This window comes from Streptomyces rubellomurinus, assembly GCF_000961885.1.
Classification (GTDB): domain Bacteria; phylum Actinomycetota; class Actinomycetes; order Streptomycetales; family Streptomycetaceae; genus Kitasatospora; species Kitasatospora rubellomurina.
This window is the reverse complement of sequence record NZ_JZKH01000060.1, coordinates 26,954-49,077: the sequence shown is the minus strand read 5'-3', so window position 1 is coordinate 49,077 and position 22,124 is coordinate 26,954. Positions and strand designations below refer to the sequence as shown.

Here is a 22,124-nt window from a genome sequence, read left to right as displayed (position 1 = left end):
CCTGGAGGACGCCTACCTCCCGCCGGACAGCCTGCACGGCAGCGCCACCGCCGTCTTCCTCGGCGCCACCGGCGACGACTACGCCTCGCTGGTGCACCGCCGCGGCGCCGACGCGCTGTCCCACCACTCCGTCGCCGGCCTGAGCCGGGGCCTGATCGCCAACCGCGTCTCGCACCAACTCGGCCTGCACGGGCCGAGCCTGACGGTCGACACCGTCCAGTCCTCCTCGCTGGTCGCCGTGCAGATGGCCTGCGAGAGCCTGCGTTCGGGCGCCGCCCGGCTCGCCCTGGCGGGCGGCGTGCACCTCAACCTGGCGCCGGAGACCACGATCGCGTTCGCCCGCGCCGGGGCGCTGTCGCCGGACTGCCGCAGCTACACCTTCGACGCCCGCGCCAACGGCTTCGTCCGCGGCGAGGGCGCCGGCGTGGTCGTCCTCAAGCGCCTGGCCGACGCCGTCGCCGACGGTGACGACGTGTACTGCGTGCTGCTCGGCGGCGCCGTCAACCACGACGGCGCCGGCGATCTGACCGTGCCCAGCGCCGAGGCGCAGAGCGCCCTGCTGCGCGCGGCCTGCCGCGCCGCCGGCGTCGCCCCCGCCGAGGTGGGCTACGTCGAGCTGCACGGCACCGGCACCCGGGCCGGCGACCCGGTCGAGGCGAGCGCCCTGGCTGCCGTGTACGGGGACGGCCGCGACGCCGAACGGCCGCTGCTGGTCGGCTCGGTGAAGACCAACATCGGCCACCTCGAACCGGCCGCCGGCGTGCTCGGCCTGATCAAGGTCGCCCTGTCGGTGCGGCACGGCGTGCTGCCCGCCAGCCTCAACTACGAGAGCCCCAACCCGGGCATCCCGCTGGAGCAGTGGAAGCTGCGGGTCAACGCCGAGGCCCGGCCGTGGCCCGAGGGCCCGCGCCTGGCCGGTGTCAGCTCCTTCGGCATCGGCGGCACCAACTGCCACCTCGTCGTCGCGGCCCCCGAGCCACAGCCCACCCCGGAACGCGAAGCCCCCGAGCCCGGCGCCGCCGTCCCCGTGATGCTGTCCGCGCACACCCCGCAGGCGCTGCGCGCCCAGGCCCGGCGCCTGCTCGACCGGGTCCGCGAGGACGCCGACCTGCGCCCGCTGGACGTCGGCCACTCCACGGCCACCACCCGCTCCGCGCTGAAGAGCCGCGGCGTCGTCCTCGCCGCCGACCGCGCGGAACTGCTCGACGGCCTGGCCGCGCTCGCCGAGGGCCGCCCCTCCGCCCGCGTCGTCACCGGCACCGCCGCCGGGGGCGGCGGCCTGGTCTGGGTGTTCTCCGGCCAGGGCGCCCACTGGATCGGCATGGCCGAGGGCCTGTGGGCGGCACACCCGGTCTTCGCCGCCCGGATGGACGAGTGCGAGCGCCTGCTGCGCCACTACGGCGGCTGGTCGCTGCGCGAGGTGCTCGGCGACGAGGACGCCCTCCAGCGGATGGACGTCGTGCAGCCCGCGCTGTTCGCCGTCATGGTCTCGCTCGCCGAGGTGTGGCGCGCCGCCGGCGTCGAGCCGGACGCCGTCATCGGCCACTCCCAGGGCGAGATCGCCGCCGCCACCGCGGCCGGCATCCTCAGCCTGGAGGACGGCGTGCGGCTGATCGTCGCCCGCGCCAAGGTCATCACCGAGAAGCTGTCCGGGCACGGCCTGATGGCCATCCTGGACGTCCCCGCCGAGGAGGTCGACCAGCCCGGCGTCTCCGTCGCGGCCGTCAACTCCCCGGGCACGGCCGTCATTTCGGGCGACCCGGACGGCGTGCGCGCGGCCGTCGCCGCCTGCGAGGCGCAGGGCCGGCGAGCGCGGATCGTCCCCGTGGACTACGCCTCGCACTCCGCGCACGTCGAGACGATCCGCGACGAGGTGCTGGCCGGCGTGGCCGGCGCCGCCACCACCGACAGCGGCGTCGCCTTCTACTCCACCGTCACCGCCGGCCGGGTCGACCCGGCCACCCTGGACGCCGAGTACTGGTACCGCAACCTGCGCGAGCCGGTGCGCTTCGCCGACACCGTCCAGGCCCTCACCGCGGACGGCTACGGCGTGTTCGTCGAGGTCAGCCCGCACCCGGTGCTGGCCATGCACATCGCCGCCACCGCCGGCAGCGCCGTCGTGCAGCCCACGCTGCGCCGGAACGAGGAGGAGGTGCACCGGCTGCGGCTGTCCATGGCCGAGCTGTACACCCGCGGCCTCGACCTGGCCTGGGACGACGTGTTCACCGGCGCCCGCCGGGTGCCGCTGCCGACGTACGCCTTCCAGCGGGAGACCTACTGGGTCGACGGCGCCGTCACGGTGGCGGCTTCCGAATCGCCTTCGACCGCTCCCGCCGCGATGGTCGAGACTCCTGACCCCACCGGCCCCTCCGAGGCCGAGCTGTGGACCCTGGTGCGCGGTGAGGCCGCCGTCCTGCTCGGGCACGCCGACACCGCGCGGATCGGCGCCGACGACACCTTCAAGGAGCTCGGCTTCGACTCGGTGACGGCCGTGCAGCTGCGCGACCGGCTCAACGCCGCGACGGGCCTCCAGCTGCCCGCCTCGCTCGCCTACGACCACCCGACCCCGGCCGCCGTGGTCCGCCGCATCCGCGAGCTGGTCGCCGGACCGGACGAGGCCCCGGCGCTGCCCGTCGCGCCCGCCGTCGCGCCCGCCGTCGCGCTCGACGAGCCGATCGCGATCGTCGGCATGAGCTGCCGCCTGCCCGGCGGCGTCGCCACCCCCGAGGACCTGTGGCGCCTCGTCGCGGACGGCGCCGACGCCATCACCGGCTTCCCCGAGGACCGTGGCTGGCAGGTCGACGCGGACGCCGACTTCGCCGCCGCCGGCGGATTCCTGGACGGCGCCGCCCACTTCGACGCCGGCTTCTTCCGGATCAGCCCGCGCGAGGCCCTCGCCATGGACCCGCAGCAGCGGCTCGCCCTGGAGGCCGTCTGGGAGGCGCTGGAGAGCGCCGGCCAGGACCCGGCCCGGCTGCGCCGCACCGACACCGCCGTCTTCCTCGGCGCGATGGCCCAGGACTACCTGCCGCGCCTGCAGGACGTCTCCGGCAACCTCGCCGGCTACGCGCTGACCGGCGGCTCCGGCAGCGTCGTCTCCGGCCGGGTCGCCTACACCCTCGGCCTGGAGGGCCCGGCCGTCACCGTCGACACCGCCTGCTCCTCCTCCCTGGTCGCCCTGCACCTGGCCGCCCAGGCGCTGCGCTCCGGCGACTGCTCGCTGGCCCTCGCGGGCGGCGTCACCGTGATGTCCACCCCCGGCATGTTCGTCGAGTTCGCCCGCCAGGGCGGCCTGGCCGGCGACGGCCGCTGCAAGGCCTTCGCCGAGGACGCGGACGGCACCGGCTGGTCCGAGGGCGTCGGCGTGCTGGTCCTCGAACGCCTCTCGGACGCCCGCCGCAACGGCCGCCGGGTGCTGGCCGTACTGCGCGGCAGCGCCGTCAACCAGGACGGCGCCAGCAACGGGCTCACCGCCCCCAACGGCCCCTCCCAGGAGCGGGTCATCCGCCAGGCGCTGGCCTCGGCCGGCCTGACCCCGGCCGAGGTCGACGCCGTCGAGGCGCACGGCACCGGCACCGGCCTCGGCGACCCGATCGAGGCCCAGGCCCTGCTGGCGACCTACGGGCAGGAGCGCGAGCAGCCGCTGTGGCTGGGCTCGTTGAAGTCCAACATCGGGCACACCCAGGCCGCCGCCGGCGTCGCGGGCGTGATCAAGATGGTGCAGGCCATGCGGCACGGGGTGCTGCCCCGCACGCTGCACGCCGAGCAGCCCACCAGCAAGGTGGACTGGACGGCCGGGCAGGTGCGCCTGCTCGCCGAGCAGCGCGACTGGCCCGCCGCCGAGCGTCCGCGCCGCGCCGCCGTCTCCTCCTTCGGGATCAGCGGCACCAACGCGCACGTCATCATCGAGCAGGGCGACCCGGTCGAGGCGGCCGCCCCGTCCGCCGAGCCCGCCGAGCCCGCCAAGGGCGAACTCGTCTGGACGGTCTCCGCGCACAGCGCCAAGGCCCTCGCCGGCCAGGCCCGCAAGCTCGCCGAGGCCGTCGCCGGGTCCGTCTCCGACGCCGACCCGGCCGCCGTCGCCGGGGCCGTCTCCGACGCCGACCCGGCCGCCGTCGCCGGGGCCGTCTCCGACGCCGACCCGGCCGCCGACGCCCGCCCGGCCGCCGTCGCCGACCCGGCCGACGTCGCGCTCTCGCTGGCCACCCGGCGCACCGCGCTCGACCACCGGGCCGCGATCGTCGGCGCCGACCGGGCCGAACTCCTCGCCGGGCTCCGGGCGTTGGCGGACGGCCGGCGCGACCCCGCGGTGACCACCGGCCATACCTCGGCCCCGCCCGTCGTCGGCGTCCTGTTCTCCGGGCAGGGCAGCCAGCGCCTCGGCATGAGCCGCGAACTCGTCGCCGCGTTCCCGGAGTTCGCCGCCGCCTGGCGCGAGGTCTGCGCCGCGCTGGACCCGCTGCTGGAGCACCCGATCGACGAGGTCGTCGGAGCCGAGCCCGGCAGCGCGACGGCCGCGCTGCTCGACGAGACCGCGATGACCCAGCCCGCGCTGTTCGCCTTCGAGGTCGCCGCCTACCGGCTGCTCACCTCGCTCGGCGTCCAGCCCGCGATCGTCGTCGGCCACTCCATCGGCGAGCTCGCCGCCGCCCACGTGGCCGGCGTGTTCTCGCTCGCCGACGCCGCCCGCCTGGTCGCCGCCCGGGCCCGCCTGATGGGCGAACTGCCGCGCGGCGGCGCCATGGTGGCCGTCCAGGCCGACGAGGACGAGGTCCGCGCCGCGCTCGCCGGGCACGAGCGGGACGCCTCCGTCGCCGCCGTCAACGGCCCGGCCGCCGTGGTGATCTCCGGCGTCGAGGAGGTCGTCACCGCCATCGCCGCCGAGCTGGCCGCGGACGGCCGCAAGACCACCCGGCTGCGCGTCTCGCACGCCTTCCACTCCCCGCTGATGGACCCGATGCTGGACGGGTTCCGGCGGGTCGCCGAGTCCGTCGCCTACGCGCCGCCGCGCCTCGCGGTGGTGTCCAACGTGACCGGCGCCGTCGCCGAGCCCGGCGAGCTGGAGCAGCCCGAGTACTGGGTGCGCCACGTGCGCGAGGCCGTGCGCTTCGCGGACGGCGTGGCCGCCGCCGTGAAGGCCGGGGCCGGGGCACTGGTCGAGGTCGGCCCGGACGGCGTGCTCGCCGCCATGGCCGCCGAACAGCTCGCCGACGCCGGCCTGACGGCCGTGCCGCTCGCCCGCAAGGGCCGCTCCGAGACCCGCTCGGCCGCCGAGGCCCTGGCCCGGCTGCACGTCGCCGGGTTGCCCGTCGACTGGCCGGCCCACCTGGCCGCCCTCGGCCGCCCCGGCCGGCCCGTCGACCTGCCCGGCTACGCCTTCGACCGCCAGCGCTACTGGGCGCAGCCCGAACGGCCGCGGGGCGACGTCGAGAGCGCCGGCCTGGCGGCCGTCGCGCACCCCTTCCTCGCCGCCGCCACCGAGCTCGCCACCGGCGAGCAGGTCGCCTACAACGGCCGGATCGACCTCGCCGCCGATGCCTGGCTGGCCGACCACGCGATCTTCGGCAGCGCCGTGTTCCCCGGCGCGGCCGTGGTGGACCTGGTGCTGCGCGCCCTGGAGGGCACCGGCTGCCGGTCCGTCGAGGAACTGACCCTGCACGCCCCGCTGACCTTCGCCGCCGGCGCCGTCCAGGTGCAGGTGCTGGTCGGCGAGGCGGAGCCGTCCGGCCGCCGCCCGGTGGCCGTCTACTCCCGCCCGGCCTCGGCCGGCGCCGGCGCCTGGACCAGGCACGCGGCCGGCTTCGCCGTCCCGCAGGCGGTTTCTCGGGCGGCCGCGCCGGACGTCCGGCCGCCGCAGGGCGCCGCCGCGGTGGACCTGGCCGGCTTCTACCCGGAGCTGGCCGGCCGGGGCTTCGGCTACGGCCCCGCCTTCCAGGGCCTGCGCGCCCTGTGGCGGGACGGGGACGAGGCCTACGGCGAGGTCGAGCTGCCCGAGCAGGTGCCGCACGCCGCCGGGGGCTTCGCCGTGCACCCGGCCCTGTTCGACGCCGCCCTGCACCCGCTGCTGGCACTGCTCGGATCGGACGACCCCTCGGACGACGCGCAGCGCACCTTCCTCCCGTACGCCTGGTCCGGCGTCACCCCGCACGCGCGCGGCACCGGCCGGCTGCGGGTGCGGGTCGCCCGGCTCGGTGCCACCGAGGTGTCGGTCACGATCACCGCGGCGGACGGCACGCCGGTGCTGACCGTCGACTCGCTGGCCCTGATGCCCGCCTCGGCGGCGCAGCTGGCCCGGGGCGCCGTCGCCGACTCGCTGTTCGCGGTGCGCTGGGCGCCCGTCGAGCCGGGCACCCCCGGCCCGGTCGACCTGGTGCACGTCGAGGCGAGCACCGGCGGCGACGTCCCCGCGTCCGTGCGGGCGAGCGCCCACGCGGCGCTGGAGCTGGTGCAGCGCCGGCTCGCCGAGCCGCAGGAGCGCCCGCTGGCCGTGGTGACCCGGGGCGCCGTGGCCGCGCTGCCCGGCGAGACGCCGGACCTGGCCCTCGCGGCCGTCCGGGGCCTGGTGCGCGCCGCCCAGGTCGAGTACGGCGAGGGCTTCGTCCTGGTCGACACCGACGACAGCGAGGAGTCGCGGCGCGCGCTGGAGACCCTGGACCCGAGCGCACCGCAGCTGGTGGTCCGCCAGGGCCGGGTCTACGCCCCGCGCCTCGTCCCGGCGGCCGCCGCGACCGGCGCGACCGGCGCCCGGCCGGCCTGGGACCCGAACGGCACGGTGCTGCTCACCGGCGCCACCGGCGGCCTCGGCGCGCTGTTCGCCCGGCACCTGGTCACCGAGCACGGCGTGCGCAGGCTGCTGCTGCTCAGCCGCTCCGGCGCCGCCGAACTCGCCGCCGAGCTCACCGCGTTGGGCGCCGAGGTCAGCCAGGCCGCGTGCGACGTCGCGGACCGGGCGGCGCTGGCCGGGCAGCTGGCGCTGATCCCGGCCGAGGCGCCGCTCACCGCCGTGGTGCACATGGCGGGCGTGCTCGCGGACGGCGCCGTGGAGACCATGACGCCGGACCGGATCGACCGGGTGTTCGCGCCCAAGGTCGACGCCGCCTGGCACCTGCACGAGCTGACCAAGGACCTCGGCCTGTCGGCCTTCGTGCTGTTCTCCTCCGTCGTCGGCGTGGTCGGCAACGCCGGCCAGGCCAACTACGCGGCCGCCAACGCCTTCCTCGACGCCCTCGCCGAACACCGCACGGCCGCCGGCCTGCCCGCGCTCGCCCTCGCCTGGGGCCCGTGGGAGATCGGCATGGCCGGTACCCTCGGCGAGGCCGACCTGGCCCGCTTCCGCCGCCACGGCATGACGCCGCTGACGGCCGACCGGGGCGCCGCCCTGTTCGACGCCGCGCTCGCCTCCGAGGACGCGTTGCAGCTGCCGGTGCAGGTCGACCGCACCGCGCTGCGCCAGGACACCGTGCCCGAGCTGCTGCGCACCGTGCTGCGGCCCGGCGCCGGCGCGGAGCAGGTCGCGGCGGAGCGGCCCGCGGACGAGCCCGTCGAGGAGGAGGGCGGCCTGTCCCCGATGGCGCGCCGGCTGGCCGGCCTCGCGCCCGAGGCACAGCGCGAGGAGCTGGTGGCGCTGCTGCTGGAGACGGCGGTGGCCGTCCTCGGCTACGCGTCCGTCGACGACATCGACGCCGACATGTCCTTCCAGGAGATCGGGTTCGACTCGCTCAGCGGTGTCGAGTTCCGCAACCAGGTCAAGGCGGACACCGGCGTGCACGTGCCGGCCACGGTGATCTACAACTACCCGACGCCCGCCGCGCTGGCGGAGCGCGTGCGGGAGCTGCTGTTCCCCGAGCCGGAGGCGGACGAGGACACCGCCGACCTGCCGGACGACGCGTTCGACGACGGGGACGACTTCGACGAGATCGACGACCTCGACATCGAGGCGCTCGTGCAGCGCGCGATCTCCGAATGACGGCCCCGCAGGCCGACCGACCCGAAAGTGAGAGCATGAAGCCCGAAGACCTGAAGGCCGTCCGCGCGTTCGTCAAGGAGCACCTGGACGGCCGGCACGCCGAGTTCGACACGTTCCAGGACAAGCCCGCGGACGTGTACGAGAAGTTCCGGGAGACCGGGCTGGCGAACTGGTGGCTGCCCGAGGAGCTGGGCGGCCGGGGCCTGAGCCTGGCGGACGGCGTCGAGATCGTCAACGAACTCGCCTACGGGGACGCCGGGGTGGCGTTCACGCTGTTCATCTCGGTGCTGGGCACCAGCATGGTGCAGCTGTACGGCTCCGAGGAGCTGAAGAAGCGGTACCTGGCGCCGATGGCCGAGCGGGGCTCGTTCTGCGCGACGCCGGGCAGCGAGCGGGTGGCGGGCAGCGAGCTCGGCAAGATCGACACCCTGGTGGCCGTGGACGGGGACGAACTCGTCATCACCGGCGAGAAGTTCATCTCCACCAACTCCGACTTCGCCGACTTCCTGGTGGTCGTCGGCCGCTCGGCGGAGGACCCGGAGGTGCACCACGCCGTGCTCGTGCCGCGCGACACGCCCGGCATCGAGGTCGTGAAGCGCTGGAACGTCATCGGCGTGCGCGCCTCGTACAGCTACCAGGTCAGCCTGAAGGGCTGCCGGGTGCCCGTGGCCAACCGCCTGGAGGGCTCCGGCCTGCGGCTGCTGGAGATCGGCCTGAACGCCAGCCGGATCCTGATCGCCACCACCGGGCTCGGCATCGCCCGTCGCATCCGCGACCTCTGCATGACCTACGCCAAGACCAAGCCGCTGCGCGACGGCACGCTGCTGGAGAACCCGGTGTTCGCGGCCAAGCTCGGGCAGATGGAGATGCAGATCGACGTCATGAAGAGCCATCTGCTGCGCGCCGCCCGGGACTACGACGCCGTCATGGCGAACCCGAACGCCGCCGACCTGTGGCACCGGCAGGGCACCCTCAAGTCCGCGCTGACCGCCAAGATGTTCTGCGGGCAGGCGGGTTGGGACGTGGCGAGCGTCGGCTCGGAGATGTTCGGCGGGCTCGGCTACACCGACGAGTCGCCGATCGGCAAGCTGATGCGGGACATGCGCTACATCTCCATCGTGGAGGGCGGCGACGACGTCCTGCGCGACCTGGTGTTCAGCCGCTACGTCATCCCGGTGCCGCGCCGCACCTGACGTACGACAGCGGGCCCGAACTCCTCCCGGCCAATGGGGAGTTCGGGCCCGTCGTGTTCGCTGCGGGGCTACGGCACCTCGGCCTCGAAGAGGGCGGTGCAGCCGCGCACGGTGAGCTTGTGCCGCGGGAAGCGGGCGGCCAGCGCGTCGCGCAGGTCGTCGAGCGAGTCCGCGCCGTTGTGCATGATGCCGCGCTTGTTCCACGCCCCCAGCATGACCTTGGCGAGCGGGTTCACCGGCACGCCCCCGGTCAGCACGGTGGCGCCGAACAGCCGCCCGCCGGGCTTCACGCAGGCCGCGACGTTGTCGAACACCACGGCCTTCTCGCGCATGTCGCCGGGCACGCAGTGCAGCAGGAAGTTCATCGACGCCGAGCCGAACTCCCGCCCGGGCAGCGGCAGCGGCTCCAGGGCGTTGGCCTGGACGGTCGTGACGTCGAAGCGGGCCAGCCGGGCCGCCGCGTGGTTCAGCGAGTGCTCGTTGAGGTCGGCCAGGGTGATGGCCTGGCCCGGGTGGGTCCGGCAGTGGTCCAGGAAGTAGCCCGTCCCCACCCCGAGGTCCAGGTGCTTCGCGGACACGTTGCGGTCGAACAGGCCGACCACCTCGGACACCGGGACGCGGAACAGGAACCGGCAGTTGAGCTGGAAGGCCGCGAAGTCGTACAGCCGCAGCGTCGACGGGTTGTACATGGCCTGGCCGGCGATGACCTGGTCGGAGTGCGAAGCGGTCAAGGGGAACCTCCGGCCCGGGGGTGGATGCGTCTCGGCACGACTATACGCGGCAGAAGTGCCGGGATCCGGTCCGTAGTTGGCGGGGGCTGACGGTCAGTCCGCGGGGCCGATCAGCTCGTCGGTGGAGGTGACCGTGACGCCCAGGCCGCGCAGCGCCGCCAGGGCGGCCGTGTGGGCAGGGGCGGAGAGCGCGGACACGGCGTCCTCGACGACGGTGACCGGGTGGCCGAGGGAGACGGCGCCGCGGACGGTCTCCCCGACGCCGTACTCGGTGGCGATGCCCGCCACCACCAGAGCGGTCGCGCCGAGCCGGCGCAGCAGCGCGTCCAGGTCGGTGCCGGCGAAGGCGGAGATCGTGTACTTGGTGACCACCTCGTTGCCGGGCCGGGCCGCCACCTCCGCCGCGAAGCGGTTGACGTGCGAGTCCGGTCCGCCGTCGCTGCCGTCCAGCCGGGCGTGCCGCACCAGCACCACCGGCCGCCCGGCCGCCTCGAAGGCCGCCTTCAGCCGGGCGGCGGCGCGCACCACCGCGGCGCCGGAGTGCGGGGCGACCGGGCGGCTGACGATCCAGTGCTGGAGGTCCACCAGCACCAGGGCGGTTCCGGACGGGAAGGCGGTCGTGGTCATCGGGCGTCCTCGTTCTGTCGGTGGGCCAGGATGTGACGAGCAAGCATGGACGTCACGATCATGCCGCACACCGCACACCGCACACCGAGGGCCGTGAGGTCCTCGAACGCCGCGACTCCACGGGCAAGTTCGTGCTGCGCGTCACCCCCTGACGCCGGGCGCCCGGGCGTGACGTGCCATCGAATGGCGGACGGGAACCGGCCGACCGTTCGCCTGCGATGCGACCCTCGCCCAGGATGGGAGGTACCGCCGGTCCGACGAACGAGGAGAGCATCCGTGGTCGTTTCCGCCTGCCCGCCACCGTGGCGGCGCGCCGCCCGGTTCACCCTGCTGGTCCCCGGCGTGGCGATAGCCGTCCTGGTCCCGTCCGCCGTGCCGAGCAGCGCCGCCGCCGACAGCGGCGCGCCGCCGCCCCCGGCCGCGCAGGCCCTGGACGGGGACAAGCCGCTCGCCTCCACCAAGGACGTCACCAGCCAGTGCGACCAGCCCTCGGCCTGCCGCTTCCGGCTGTACGACCGTGCGCCGCGCGAGTTCACCAGCGGCGTGGTGTCGGTGGGCAACGCGGCGATCAACTGCACCAACGGCGACATGGACGTCAACCGCACCGTCACCCTGGTGAGCACCAGCACCGACAACATCGGCGGTGAGATCTCCGGCAGCGCGAGCATCCAGGGCGGGATCGACGTCACGGTCACGGTCTCCGGCCAGGCGAGCGTGGCGCCCACCATGACCAACGGCATCACCCAGTGGGGCCCGAGCAAGGACAAGGGCCCGACCACCCAGGACCAGACCACCAACGCCGCCGGGGTCACGGCGACGGTGACCGGCTCGAACGCGCTGCACCTCGGCGTCTCGGCCACCTTCCAGTCCGCCTTCAAGGCCGCCTTCTCGCGGCAGTGGCAGGCCCAGGCGACCGAGACGACCAAGGTGTCCTTCTCCGTCAGCCCGGGCGACGAGATCCAGTTCGGGATGGTGAGCGCCATGTCGCGGGCCGCCGGTGAGCTGACGGTGAACAACACCGGCAAGCTGATCAAGAACGTCACGGTGGACAGCCCGTCCATCGTCACCGCCAGCTCGATCGTGGCGCAGACCTTCTCCGTCCCGGACAAGTGCCTCTCGCTGCGGCCCCCGGGCCGGGCCGGGGCGGGCCTGATCGAACTCCCGCCGGTGGAGTCCGACCGGGTGCCGGACGCCGTCTTCGTCCGCACCGCCGAGGGCACCTGGAGGCCGCGGTGAAGCGCCGGACGCGGGCGGTGCGGGCCCTGCCGGCGGCCCTGATCGCCGTGGCCCTGTGCACCGGGCAGGCCTTCGCGGCGGAGCCCGCCCCCGACGACCAGCCCCAGGCGCAGGCCTTCGACGGCGACACCCCGCTGCCGGACGCCCCGGCCCTCGCGCACGGCTGCGGGCAGGACTACGGCTGCTCGTTCCGCGTCATCCCCGGACTGTCCCGGGAGCTCACCACGGGCGTGGTCTCGGTCGGCAACGCGGCGATCAACTGCACCAACAAGCCGATCACCGTCGAGCGCACGGTGGTGCTGGAGAACAGCACCAAGGACAACATCTCGGGGGAGATCTCCGGGAGCGTCACACTCACCGGCACCATCGACAACACCACCACGGTCGGCGGCAGCATCGCCGGCAGCAACACCACCACCGTCAACCACACCGACCACACGCCGCCCAAGGACAAGGGCCCGAACTCGGAGATCAGCAACGGCGGGAGCGTGAACGTGAGCGGCAACGTGGCGGGCTCCGCCGCGCTCAAGCTCAGCGCCCAGGCCAGCTTCCAGTCCGCCTTCAAGGCCACCTGGTCGCACGAGTGGCGGCAGGTCGTGACCGAGACCACCCAGGTCAGGTTCACCGTGAAGTCCGGCGACGAGCTGCAGTTCGGCACGCTGAACGCGATGACCCGCACGGTGGGCGAGCTGAGCGTCGACGGCGCCGCGAAGCTGATCAAGAACGTGATCGTCGACAGCCCGTCGACCGTCAACGTCAGCACCGTCGTCGCGCAGACCTTCAGCGCGACGGACAAGTGCCTGTCGATGCGGCCGCCGGGGCGGTCCCTCCCGAGCGAGCCGATCGAGGCGCCCCCGCGCACGGACGGCGCCCGGCCCGTCGAGCAGTACCGGCTGACGCCCGAGGGGAGCTGGGCGGCGCTGGACCGGTAGCCGCCGGACGTGCCGAGGCCGCCTGCCCGGATCCTCGGGCAGGCGGCCACGCCGTGCGCGCTGCCTACGGGTTGAGCGCTACCGACCGCGCCCGCACCCCGGCCGGCGGCGCGTCGACGGAGACCAGCCGGTTGCCCGGGTTCGCCCCGTTGTCCGGCGTGCCGGCGGTCGGCCGGGCGGCGGCGCAGCGCTGCAGCTCGACGTCGGTGAACGGGCCGGTGCGCTGGAAGTAGCGGTCCGGCAGGGAGGTCGCCGGGACGTCGAAGACCGCGTCGAGCCGGTACTTGTTGCGGGCGTTGGTGAAGGTGCCCGCCACCCGCTCGCGGGCCGGCTGCACCTCGATCCAACTCACCTCGCCCGGCTGGATGGTGGGGTTGAGGCCCTTGGTGCTCGTCCGGCTCCAGGTGAGCGGGTTGGTGGTCGAGACGGCCGCCGGGTTGCCGCCCGCCGCGCTGAACCCGGCGGCGGCCTGGCCGGCCAGGTTGGGCCGGCTCTGCGAGATGTCGGAGCGGCTGGGCACCAGCGGGGTGCCCTTCAGGGCGTAGTACTGCGTCAGGCTGTCGTACGGCGGCTCGGTGACGGTGATCTTCCGGTCGTCCACGATCGCGTTGCGGCTGCAGTTGAGGTACACCTCGCCGACGATCCGGCTCTGGCCGTAGTACTGGTAGGAGGAGCCCTTGTCCACGGTGAAGGTGCAGTTGGCGGCCGCGCCCTCGCAGTCGTCCACCACGACGCCCGGCTCCAGCGGCTCGTTGCCCTTGTAGCCCTTGGGCGGCGGCAGTTGCTCCTTGCGGACCTTCTGGTCGACGGGCGCGGGCGTCTGCGCGGCGGTGACGTTGGTGATCAGCGGGCCGCAGGAGAGGGAGTCGCGCCGCTCGGCGGACTCGAACGAGACCATCGGGTTGTCCTCGGGGGCGTCGAAGCCGAAGCTGCGCCCGGTGGTCCAGTTGGCGGTGCCGACGGTGTCGGTGCCCTTGGTGGTGATCTGCGGGTCCGGCACCGGCCCGGGGGCGATCAGCGCGACGTTGTACGTCTGGCCGTCCTTGAGCTGCTCGGCCGTGCAGCGCCGGTCCACGCCCGGGCTGTCGTCCCAGCTGAGGGTGACGTGCGAGCCCGCCTTCACGCCCCACAGCCGGGTGCGCAGGACCAGCGGGGAGCCGTTCCAGTTCAGCGACGCCGCCTGGTAGCCCTGCGGGTGCTGGGCGAGTGCCTTGCCGAAGACCACGCCGTTGTTCTCCGGCGACCAGTCGGTGTGCCCGGCGGCCGTGCCGTTGTCGGGGGCGACGGGCTGCGCGAAGGTGCCGTTGAGGACCTGGACGGCCACCGTGTCGGCGGCGTGCGCGGGCGGGGCGGCGGCGAGGGCCAGTCCGGCCGTCGCCACCGAGCAGCCGACCCGGTGCAGGAGCCGGCGCCGCATCAGCAGAACCACCAGTCGCTCGGCGGGACGACCGCGTTGCCGGGCGGGACGTCGGTCAGCGCGTTCGGCAGGGCGCACAGGCCGGTGGCCGCGTCGTTCGGCTTCTGGTCGCGGGGGACCTTGTTGAAGTCCGTCAGTGTCTGCTTCTCGTCGGCGATGCCGTCCTTCTCCGCCTTGCCGTCACCGGCGACGGTCGCCAGGCAGTCCCGGTCGGAGGCCTTGCACTTGCTGATCTGGTCCTTGTTGTCCGCGACGTCCTTGCACTGCGAGGTGCTCGCCGCGTCGCCCGCGCACGGGTCCTGCGCGGGCGGCTGCTGCGGCGGGGCGGTCTGCTTGGCGTCGACGTTGGTGAAGAACACGCCGCAGCCGGGGTTGTCGGTGTTGGTCGGGGTGAAGGTGATCTGCGGCGCGTCCTCGGCGGCGGTGAAGGAGTAGGTGCGGCCGAGGAACCAATTCGTGCTGCCATTGGGGATGTTGGAGCCGAAGCTGCCCGGACTGTTGCCCTGTCCGGCGACTGTCACGGTGTACGTCCGCCTGGCGGCGCCCTGGGCGGCGCAGGCGTAGGGGGAGTCGTCCCAGCTGAGGGTCACCGTGGCGCCGGCCCGGACACCGCGGACCCGGGTGCTGAGCGAGACCGCGTTGCCGTTCCAGCCGAGCGTGGCCGCCTGGAAGCCTCGCGGGTGGGCGGCGTAGGCGGCGGAGGCGACGCCGGCCGCGCCGCTCCAGCCGTCGACGCCCGAGGCCCAGGTCTGGCCGGCCGGCACGGTCGGCGAGGAGAACGTTCCGTTCACTACGACGGCCGGCTGGGTGTCCTCGGCCCCCGCCGGAGCGGGCGCCGCCACGGCGAGGGCGGCACCGAGGGTGACGGCTAGAAGTCTGGCGGGCTGTGTTCGCAGCACGGTCTCTCCCACTGAAGTCGGCGGATTCGTCGGGCACTTGCGCCATGGTGAGCTGACGGTGAACCAGCCCCGGCGCTCCATGCTTCGGGCCTCCGTCACGGACCGCAACCACTGACCGTCCGATGGAGCGAAGGCGAACGATCCGGCTGGGCCGACTGTGTGGAAAGCCGTTCGGAACCGCACGACCGTTCTGGTCCTTGGGGAGGCTTTCCGGCGATCCGATCTCCACTCCCAGCTACGGCCGTGCGGCCAGGATGCCGCGTGCCCGGATCCCGAGGGACGTCATGTCACCGCTTTCCCGCTCCGCCGCGCGAGGCCTGCTGTTGCTCGCCTGCTCCCTGCCGCTGCTCGGCGCCGCCCCGGCCGCGGCGACCGCCCCGGCCGTCGTGCGACCGGTGCCGCCCTGCGTCGGCGACGACGCCGCCCACGTCGCGCCGCACCACCGGCCGCTGCCGCCGCCCGGCCTGATCGTCGGCGAGCCCGTCCGCCGGGCGGCCCCGGCGCGCCCCTGCCTCTGACCCACCCGTCACCCGACCCACCCCGTCACCACCCCGAGTGGCGGCATCCCCGTGCCGCCGCCGGGCACCCCCATGCCCGCCGCCCTTCGAACGTGAGGAAGAGATGCACCCGCTGCACCGCAAGTTCCGCCGCCTGCCCGCGGCCGCCGTGCCCGCCCTGGTCGCGAGCCTGGCCCTGCTCGGCTCCGTCGCGCTGCCCACCTCCGCCGCCTCCGCGTACGACCTGCGGCTGCGCTCCTGGGGGCAGAACGCCAACGGCCAGCTGGGCGACGGCACCAAGACCCAGCGGCTCACCCCGACCTCGGTCGTCGGGCTGTCCGGCGCCGAGCTCAACTCGGTCGCTGCCGGTGGCACCGGCGGAACCGGCGCCACCGTGACCGGCTTCGGCCTCGCCCTGCTGGCCAACGGCACCGTCGAGGCCTGGGGCAAGAACGACAAGGGCCAGCTCGGCAACGGCACCACCAGCACCACCGACGAGTGGGCGGTGCCGGCGCTGGTGGCCGGGCTGGGCGGCGTCCAGGCGGTCGCGGCCGGCGGCGCGCACGCGCTCGCCCTGCTGAAGGACGGCACCGTCCAGGCCTGGGGTCTGAACGACAAGGGCCAGCTGGGCGACGGCACCAACACCAACGCCAACCTGCCGGTGACGGTGGCCGGGCTGGACAGCGTCAAGGCGATCGCGGCCGGTGACGCGTTCAGCATGGCCCTGCTCGCGGACGGCACCGTCAAGACCTGGGGCAACAACGACAAGGGCCAGCTCGGCGTCACCGCGAAGCCGTCGAGCTCGACCGCCGCCGTGCCCACGCCGACCCCGACCACCCGCACCACCGCCATGCAGATCCCCGAGCTGACCACCGTCAAGGGCATCGCCGCCGGCGCCTCGCACGCCTTCGCGCTGCTCGCGGACGGCTCGGTGATGGCCTGGGGCCTCAATGACAAGGGGCAGTTGGGCGACGACAGCATCGTCAACAAGCCTTACCCGGTGCCGGTCCTGGAGCTCAAGAACGTCACCGCGCTCTCCGCCGGCGCCTCGCACAGCATCGCCCTCCTTCAGGACAAGACCCTGCGCGGCTGGGGCCTGAACGACAAGGGCCAGGTCGGCGACGGCACCCAGACCCAGCGCAACACCAGCGTGCCGATCCCCGGCGTCACCGGGGCCATCGGCATCGCCTCCGGCGCCTCGCACAACCTGGCCGTGCTCTCGGACGGCACCGTCCAGGCCTGGGGCCTGAACGACAAGGGCCAGCTCGGCGACGGCACCACCAAGGACAAGGCCACCCCGGTGCAGGTGCTGGCCAAGTCCGGCGCCGTTTCCATGGTGGCCGCCCCCTCCAACGGCAGCTTCAGCCTGGCGCGGTGACCTCCCCGCCCCTCCGATCAGGAAGGCAGCACATGACCAACTCCCGTACCGCACACCGAGGTCGGCTGCGCCCGGCGCTCGCCGCCGCCGTCGCCGCGCTGACCGCGCTCGGACTCGCTGCTCTGCCGGCCGGCAGCGCGCACGCCCAGGAGAAGCGGCTCAAGGCCTGGGGCAACAACCGCTCCGGCCAGCTCGGCGACGGCACCTGGACCGACTTCCGGACGACCTCGACGAGCGTGCTCGGGCTGACCAGCGCCGAGGTGGTCAAGATCGCCGCCGGCGGCGCCGGCCCCACCAACGGCCACGGCCTCGCGCTGCTGACCGACCGCACCGTCCAGTCCTGGGGCGCCAACACCTTCGGGCAGCTCGGCGACGGCTCGGTGTTCAGCCACAACGCGCCCGGCCAGGTGGTGAACCTGAGCAACGTCACCGACATCGCGGGCGGCGGCGCGCACAGCCTCGCCCTGCTCGCCGACCAGACCGTCGTCGCCTGGGGCCACAACAACTACGGGCAGCTCGGCAACGGCACCAACACGGACAGCAGCGTGCCGGTGCGGGTCGAAGGCCTCAACAAGGTGATCGCGATCGCCGCCGGGCTCAACCACAGCATCGCGCTGCGCGAGGACGGCACCGTCTGGGCCTGGGGCTACAACATCAACGGCCAGCTGGGCGACGGCACTTCGGCCAGCCGCAACGTCGCCTTCCAGGTGAGCAACCTGACCGGTGTCACCCGGATCGCGGCGGGCTGCAACCACAACATCGCCCTGGTCGGGCCGCCGAGCGGGCCGAGCAAGCCGACCAGCGGCAACGCGGTGAAGACCTGGGGCTACAACGCCACCGGGCAGCTCGGCGACAACAGCACCATCAGCCGCTACACCCCGGTCGACACCCAGGGCATCTGGCTCGGCGGCGTCTCCCAGATCGCGGCGGGCTGCAACCACAGCATGGCCGTCACCGACAGCGACAACAAGCTGAAGGCCTGGGGCCAGAACACCTCCGGCCAGATCGGCGACGGGACGACGGACTACCGCATCACCCCCGTCCCGGTGCCCGGCATCACCGGCGTCCAGCTGGTCGCGGGCGGCCGCGAGCACACCGTCGCGCTGCTCGGCGACAACACCGTCCGCTCCTGGGGCAACAACGGCTCCGGGCAGCTCGGCAACGGCACCACCGACAACAGCACCACCCCGGTCACCTCGCTCACCGCGCTGACCGGTGTCGACAAGCTCGCCGCCCCGGTCGGCGGGGACTTCAGCCTCGCCAACTAGCGCCGCGGCGGGGCACGTCCGCGCGCCGTCCGGAGAACGCTCCGGGCGGCGCCGGGCTTGGCGGAGCACGACGACCGCTGCTACGGTGCCGGTGACCGTGGGAGAGAACGAGGAGGTGGTACCCGTGAACGCAGGATCGACATGGGTGCTCCCCTCCGGGGTCACGGTCGGGCGATAGGTCGTCGTCCGGGAGCGCCGCTTTCAGAGCACTCCCGAAAGGCACGACCATGCACATCACTTCTGAGCGACGCCTCGACGACGGCGTCCTCGAACGCGAATTCACCCTCGGCGAGATCCCCGGCATCCTGTGGACGCCCGCATCCGCCTCCGCGTCCCAGCCGGTGCCGCTGATCCTGCTCGGCCTCCCCCCGCTCGGCCTGCGCGCGATGTACCCCCGGCTCGTGGAGCGGGCCCGGCGTGCGGCGGCGGACGGCTTCGCCGCGGTCACCGTCGAGCTCCCGGGCGGTGGTGACCGGCCCCGACTGGCCGTCCTCGAACAGGGCCGCGCCGACCTGCGGCGGGCGATGCAGGCCGGCGAGCCGGTCGGCGCCGAGATCGTCGACGCCCTCGTCCTCCCGCTGGTCGAGCTGGCCGTCCCGGAGGCGCGGGCCACCCTGGACGCCGTGCTGGCGCTGCCGGAGATCGGCGGGCCGGTCGGGTACTCGGGGGGAGTGATCTCCATCGGGGTCCGCCTGGCGGTGGTCGAACCGCGCATCGTGGCCGCCGGCCTCTTCGCCGGGAGCCTGGTCCCGCGCGCCATCGTCGAGGAGGCGCGGCAGGTCAGCATTCCGCTGCACGTGCTGCTGCAGTGGGACGACGAGGGGAACGACCGGCAGGCGTCCCTGGAGCTGTTCGACGCCTTCGGCAGCAAGGAGAAGACCCTGCACGCCAACATGGGCGGCCACACCGGCGTTCCGCGGTTCGCGGGCGAGGACGCGGCCGGGTTCTTCGCCCGGCACCTGAACGCCCGGCACCTGCGGTAGGCCCGCGCGGGGCCCCGGCCGGTCGACTCCCGACCGGCCGGGGCCCCGCGTGCGGCCTGCTCAGCTCTGGGTGAAGCCCGTGAAGTCGGCCTCGCCGCTGGTGCCCGCGCTGTGCGAGCTGGTGAACACCCCGACGTCCTGGCTCGCCGCCGCGCCCGGGAGGGTGGCCCGGCCGACCTGCGTCCAGGTGGTCCCGTCGGTGGAGGAGTAGCCGGTGTACGTCGAGCCCTCGCGGACCAGCTTCAGCCAGCTCGGGTACGTCGCCGAACCCGAACCCTGGTTCGCCGGCGCGCTGTTGGAGTCCAGCTTGCCGTCGCCGTCGCTGTCCCACTGCAGCACGTAGCCCTTGCCGGGGGCCTCGGCCAGGATGAGGTACCCGGGGGACTGGGCGGGCTTGGTGATGTCGTTGCGGACCATGATCCCGGCCTTGGCCCACTCGCTGGTCGGCGCCTGCGAGGTGAGCTTCACGACCGTGGTGGAGCCGTCGTGCTCGGCGCCCGGCCGGTAGACGGCGCTGTACTCGTCGACGTCGTAGTAGAGGTCGGCGCCCGCGCCGTCGATGGCGAAGGTCCCGTCCTGCGCGCCGAAGACGGCGGTGGTGTCGGAGAAGGTCCGGTACGGCGCCTGCACGGGCGCGGCCAGCACGACCGGCGTGGGCGCGGTCACGCTCTGCGGGCCGCCCGGCCCCTTCGCGCTGACCGTGCCGGTGAGGGTGGCCCGGGTGATCGGCGTCGGCAGCTTCGCCGGGACGGTCACGCGGAAGGTGGCCTGCGCCCGGCCCCCGGGCGGCACGTGCCCGATCCGGGTCGGGGACAGCGGCTCGACCGTCCAGCCGGCCGGGGCGTCCAGCCCGAGCTGGACGTCGTTCGCGGACTGGGCGCCGTTGTTGACGAGGGTCGTGGTGACGGTGGCCGAGCCGCCGGGGGCGAGGTCGGGCACCTTGGTGTCGAGGGCGAGGTCCGGGTGCTGCCCGCCCGGGTGGTCGGTCGGGGTGACCTTGTACATCACGGCGCCGTGGCCGGGCACGGTGGCGCTGATCGTGCCGGCGGTCTCCCCGGTGCTGTGCTGCCAGAGGTCCCGCAGCAGGTACCCCTTGGCGCTCGGCAGGCCGACCGCGGCGGCGGTGGTCGAGATCGCGGCGGGCTGCGGGTTCTCGTTGAACAGCGTGACGGCGACGCTGCCGTCGGCGAGCGGCTTGGCCAGGACGTCCAGGCCCCCGGCCATGCTCACCGGGCGGCCCTGCTTGCCGAGCCGGTCCTGGTCGACGGCGATGACCTCGGTGTTGCCGTAGACGGCGAGGGTGTCCGCGCTCGCCTTGCGCAGATCGGTGCCGGCGATGAGCGGGGCCGCCATCTCCGCCCAGAGCGAGAAGTGGGCGCGGTTCTCGGTGGCCGTCATGCCGTTGCCGACTTCCAGCATGTCCGGGTCGTTCCAGCCGCCCGGGCCGGCGGCGTCGGCGAGCTTGGCGTTCGCGTGGAAGATCTCCAGCATCCGGCCGAAGGAGGGGTCGATGTCGCCCGTGGTGCGCCAGAGTTGGCCGACCGTACGGCCCCAGGTCCACACGCTTTCCAGGCCCCAGTTGCAGAGGCTGTAGACGATCGGGCGGCCGGCCTTGGCGAGCGCGTCGCCCATCGCGCGGTAGCGCTGCTGGGACGGTATGCCCTGGTTGTAGCAGTTGTCGTACTTGAGGTAGTCGACACCCCAGGAGGCGAAGGAGGCCGCGTCCTGCTGCTCGTGGTCGAGGCTGCCGGGGTAGCCGGCACAGGTCAGGGTGCCGGCGCTCTCGTAGATGCCGAGCTTGAGGCCCTTGGCGTGGATGTAGTCGGCGACGCCCGTGATGCCGTGCGGGAACTTGACCGGGTCGGGGACGAGCCGGCCCTGGGCGTCGCGGGACTTGGCCATCCAGCAGTCGTCGATGTTGACGTACTGGTAGCCGGCGGCGGCGAGGCCGGTCGAGACCAGTTTGTCGGCGGTCTGCTCGACCAACTGCTCGTCGACGTCGCAGCCGAAGGCGTTCCAGTCGTTCCAGCCCATGGGCGGGGTGGGGGCGGGTGCGGCTGCGGCGCCGGGGGAGTCTGCCGCGGCGGCGGGGGTGCTGGTGAGCGGGGCGGCGGCGAGGGGTGCTGCCGCCAGTGAAGCCGCGAGTAACGCGGCCCACGACTTGCGCATCGTGTCTCCTGGGTCCGGAGGGACGGACGGTGGTTCAGGAACTGGCTCCCCTGCGCAGGGCGGTGGAAAGCGAACCAAATCAAACAGATGCCGTCAAGAGTCAACGCAATCCGACGGATATCAACGTGACTGCTCGTCGGAGTCCGGACCGGAGGTCGGATTGCCGTGCCGCCGAGCCGAGTTGGGCACCCGGCTCGGCGTTGGCAGCGTGGTCAGACGCGGATGTGGCGGTCCTGCTCGTCGTCGGGCTTCGGCATCCGGAGGGCCGTGATGACGCCGAGGGCGACGGTGGCGAAGGCCAGGGTGAGGAGGACGGCGAAGGCGGCGCCGATGAGGAAAGTTACAGTGCCGGGGCTCACGCGACGAAGTCCAGCTCGTACCAAACGATCTTGCCGCGCTTCTGGGGCTCGACGCCCCAGCGGTGGGTGAGGCCCTCGATCAGCTGGAGGCCCCGCCCGGCCTCGGCGAGGTCACCGGGGGTGCGGGGGGTGGGGAGGGCGTCGCTCTCGTCGGAGACGCAGACCCGGAGGGTGCGGGTGACGAGGGAGAAGTGGACGACGGGCGCGGGGGTGTCGCCGTGGCGCCACGCGTTCACGATCAGCTCGACCAGGGCGAGTTCGGCGTTGAAGATGACCTCGGAGTCCCAGCCGAAGCGGGTCAGGGCGTGGCGGAGGGCCTGCCGGGAGATGGCGAGCGAGGGCGTGTTGCGGTTGCACATGGAAGCCTCCGTGAGGCGGTGAACCGCTGCGTGGACAGCGGTTGTTGACGATCCATCGGATCGAGGTGAGATGACCATAGCGCGCCACCAGATCAACTTTTACCCGTATC

At 73.9% G+C, this 22,124-nt stretch carries 15 protein-coding genes; 8 read left to right on the top strand and 7 right to left on the bottom strand.

The features are described from left to right. Together VM95_RS25515 and VM95_RS25510 are read left to right on the top strand one after the other, a co-directional pair. Positions 1-7,966: type I polyketide synthase (locus VM95_RS25515; RefSeq protein ID WP_157882204.1), on the top strand; the 7,966-nt coding region annotated here is incomplete at its 5' end. A 35-nt stretch (positions 7,967-8,001) separates the two neighbouring features. Beyond that, positions 8,002-9,159: an acyl-CoA dehydrogenase family protein gene (locus tag VM95_RS25510; protein ID WP_045700655.1), complete on the top strand. Its 1,158-nt coding sequence runs from the start codon at positions 8,002-8,004 to the stop codon at positions 9,157-9,159. Between the two features lie 68 nt (positions 9,160-9,227). On the opposite strand, the gene VM95_RS25505 is transcribed toward VM95_RS25510, so the two are convergent. Both VM95_RS25505 and VM95_RS25500 read right to left on the bottom strand, forming a co-directional pair. Continuing rightward, entirely contained in the window at positions 9,228-9,890 is a 663-nt protein-coding gene (locus VM95_RS25505) for a class I SAM-dependent methyltransferase (protein WP_052707566.1), read from the bottom strand. A gap of 93 nt (positions 9,891-9,983) precedes the next feature. Then, a complete protein-coding gene (locus VM95_RS25500) occupies positions 9,984-10,517 on the bottom strand; it encodes a cysteine hydrolase family protein (RefSeq protein WP_045700653.1) in 534 nt (177 codons plus the stop codon). 276 nt (positions 10,518-10,793) lie between these two features. Here VM95_RS25500 and VM95_RS25495 point away from each other — a divergent pair, with 276 nt between their 5' ends. Both VM95_RS25495 and VM95_RS25490 read left to right on the top strand, forming a co-directional pair. Next, complete coding sequence (locus tag VM95_RS25495) at positions 10,794-11,753, top strand: adenine nucleotide alpha hydrolase family protein (RefSeq protein WP_052707565.1); 960 nt, start codon at positions 10,794-10,796, stop codon at positions 11,751-11,753. Continuing rightward, a complete protein-coding gene (locus VM95_RS25490; protein WP_052707564.1) occupies positions 11,750-12,685 on the top strand; it encodes a hypothetical protein in 936 nt (311 codons plus the stop codon). Before VM95_RS25495 ends, VM95_RS25490 begins: the two co-directional genes overlap by 4 nt. Positions 12,686-12,749: 64 nt before the next feature. On the opposite strand, the gene VM95_RS25485 is transcribed toward VM95_RS25490, so the two are convergent. Beyond that, complete coding sequence (locus VM95_RS25485) at positions 12,750-14,102, bottom strand: hypothetical protein (RefSeq protein WP_045700673.1); 1,353 nt, start codon at positions 14,100-14,102, stop codon at positions 12,750-12,752. Next, positions 14,102-15,001: a hypothetical protein gene (locus VM95_RS25480; RefSeq protein ID WP_157882203.1), complete on the bottom strand. Its 900-nt coding sequence runs from the start codon at positions 14,999-15,001 to the stop codon at positions 14,102-14,104. Before VM95_RS25480 ends, VM95_RS25485 begins: the two co-directional genes overlap by 1 nt. 284 nt (positions 15,002-15,285) lie before the next feature. On the opposite strand from VM95_RS25480, the gene VM95_RS25475 reads away from it, so the two are divergent. The 4 genes from VM95_RS25475 to VM95_RS25460 all read left to right on the top strand — a co-directional run bounded on the left by VM95_RS25475 (position 15,286) and on the right by VM95_RS25460 (position 19,127). Then, a complete protein-coding gene (locus VM95_RS25475) occupies positions 15,286-15,519 on the top strand; it encodes a hypothetical protein (protein WP_045700647.1) in 234 nt (77 codons plus the stop codon). A gap of 103 nt (positions 15,520-15,622) precedes the next feature. Further along, positions 15,623-16,876: an RCC1 domain-containing protein gene (locus VM95_RS25470; RefSeq protein ID WP_052706730.1), complete on the top strand. Its 1,254-nt coding sequence runs from the start codon at positions 15,623-15,625 to the stop codon at positions 16,874-16,876. A gap of 32 nt (positions 16,877-16,908) precedes the next feature. Beyond that, positions 16,909-18,144 carry an RCC1 domain-containing protein gene (locus VM95_RS25465; RefSeq protein ID WP_045700645.1) on the top strand — a complete coding sequence of 412 codons (1,236 nt, stop codon included), beginning with the start codon at positions 16,909-16,911 and terminating at the stop codon, positions 18,142-18,144. A gap of 227 nt (positions 18,145-18,371) precedes the next feature. Beyond that, positions 18,372-19,127, top strand: a complete 756-nt coding sequence (locus VM95_RS25460; RefSeq protein WP_045700643.1) for a dienelactone hydrolase family protein — start codon at positions 18,372-18,374, stop codon at positions 19,125-19,127. A 60-nt stretch (positions 19,128-19,187) separates the two neighbouring features. On the opposite strand, the gene VM95_RS43370 is transcribed toward VM95_RS25460, so the two are convergent. The 3 genes from VM95_RS43370 to VM95_RS25450 all read right to left on the bottom strand — a co-directional run bounded on the left by VM95_RS43370 (position 19,188) and on the right by VM95_RS25450 (position 22,014). Then, a complete protein-coding gene (locus VM95_RS43370) occupies positions 19,188-21,296 on the bottom strand; it encodes an NEW3 domain-containing protein (RefSeq protein ID WP_167352956.1) in 2,109 nt (702 codons plus the stop codon). Between the two features lie 212 nt (positions 21,297-21,508). Then, positions 21,509-21,655: a hypothetical protein gene (locus VM95_RS42765; RefSeq protein WP_157882202.1), complete on the bottom strand. Its 147-nt coding sequence runs from the start codon at positions 21,653-21,655 to the stop codon at positions 21,509-21,511. Then, the gene (locus tag VM95_RS25450; protein WP_052707562.1) at positions 21,652-22,014 is read right to left on the bottom strand and encodes an ATP-binding protein; all 363 of its coding nucleotides are present in this window, start codon (positions 22,012-22,014) and stop codon (positions 21,652-21,654) included. Before VM95_RS25450 ends, VM95_RS42765 begins: the two co-directional genes overlap by 4 nt. Positions 22,015-22,124: the final 110 nt, after the last annotated feature.

Bases quoted from the DNA above. Each gene is read 5' to 3' on its own strand.
- VM95_RS25510 (WP_045700655.1), top strand. From the start codon at position 8,002: ATGAAGCCCGAAGACCTGAAGGCCGTCCGCGCGTTCGTCAAGGAGCAC.
- VM95_RS25500 (WP_045700653.1), bottom strand. From the start codon at position 10,517: ATGACCACGACCGCCTTCCCGTCCGGAACCGCCCTGGTGCTGGTGGAC.
- VM95_RS25485 (WP_045700673.1), bottom strand. From the start codon at position 14,102: ATGCGGCGCCGGCTCCTGCACCGGGTCGGCTGCTCGGTGGCGACGGCC.
- VM95_RS25475 (WP_045700647.1), top strand. From the start codon at position 15,286: ATGTCACCGCTTTCCCGCTCCGCCGCGCGAGGCCTGCTGTTGCTCGCC.
- VM95_RS25470 (WP_052706730.1), top strand. From the start codon at position 15,623: ATGCACCCGCTGCACCGCAAGTTCCGCCGCCTGCCCGCGGCCGCCGTG.
- VM95_RS25465 (WP_045700645.1), top strand. From the start codon at position 16,909: ATGACCAACTCCCGTACCGCACACCGAGGTCGGCTGCGCCCGGCGCTC.
- VM95_RS25460 (WP_045700643.1), top strand. From the start codon at position 18,372: ATGCACATCACTTCTGAGCGACGCCTCGACGACGGCGTCCTCGAACGC.
- VM95_RS43370 (WP_167352956.1), bottom strand. From the start codon at position 21,296: ATGCGCAAGTCGTGGGCCGCGTTACTCGCGGCTTCACTGGCGGCAGCA.
- VM95_RS25450 (WP_052707562.1), bottom strand. From the start codon at position 22,014: ATGTGCAACCGCAACACGCCCTCGCTCGCCATCTCCCGGCAGGCCCTC.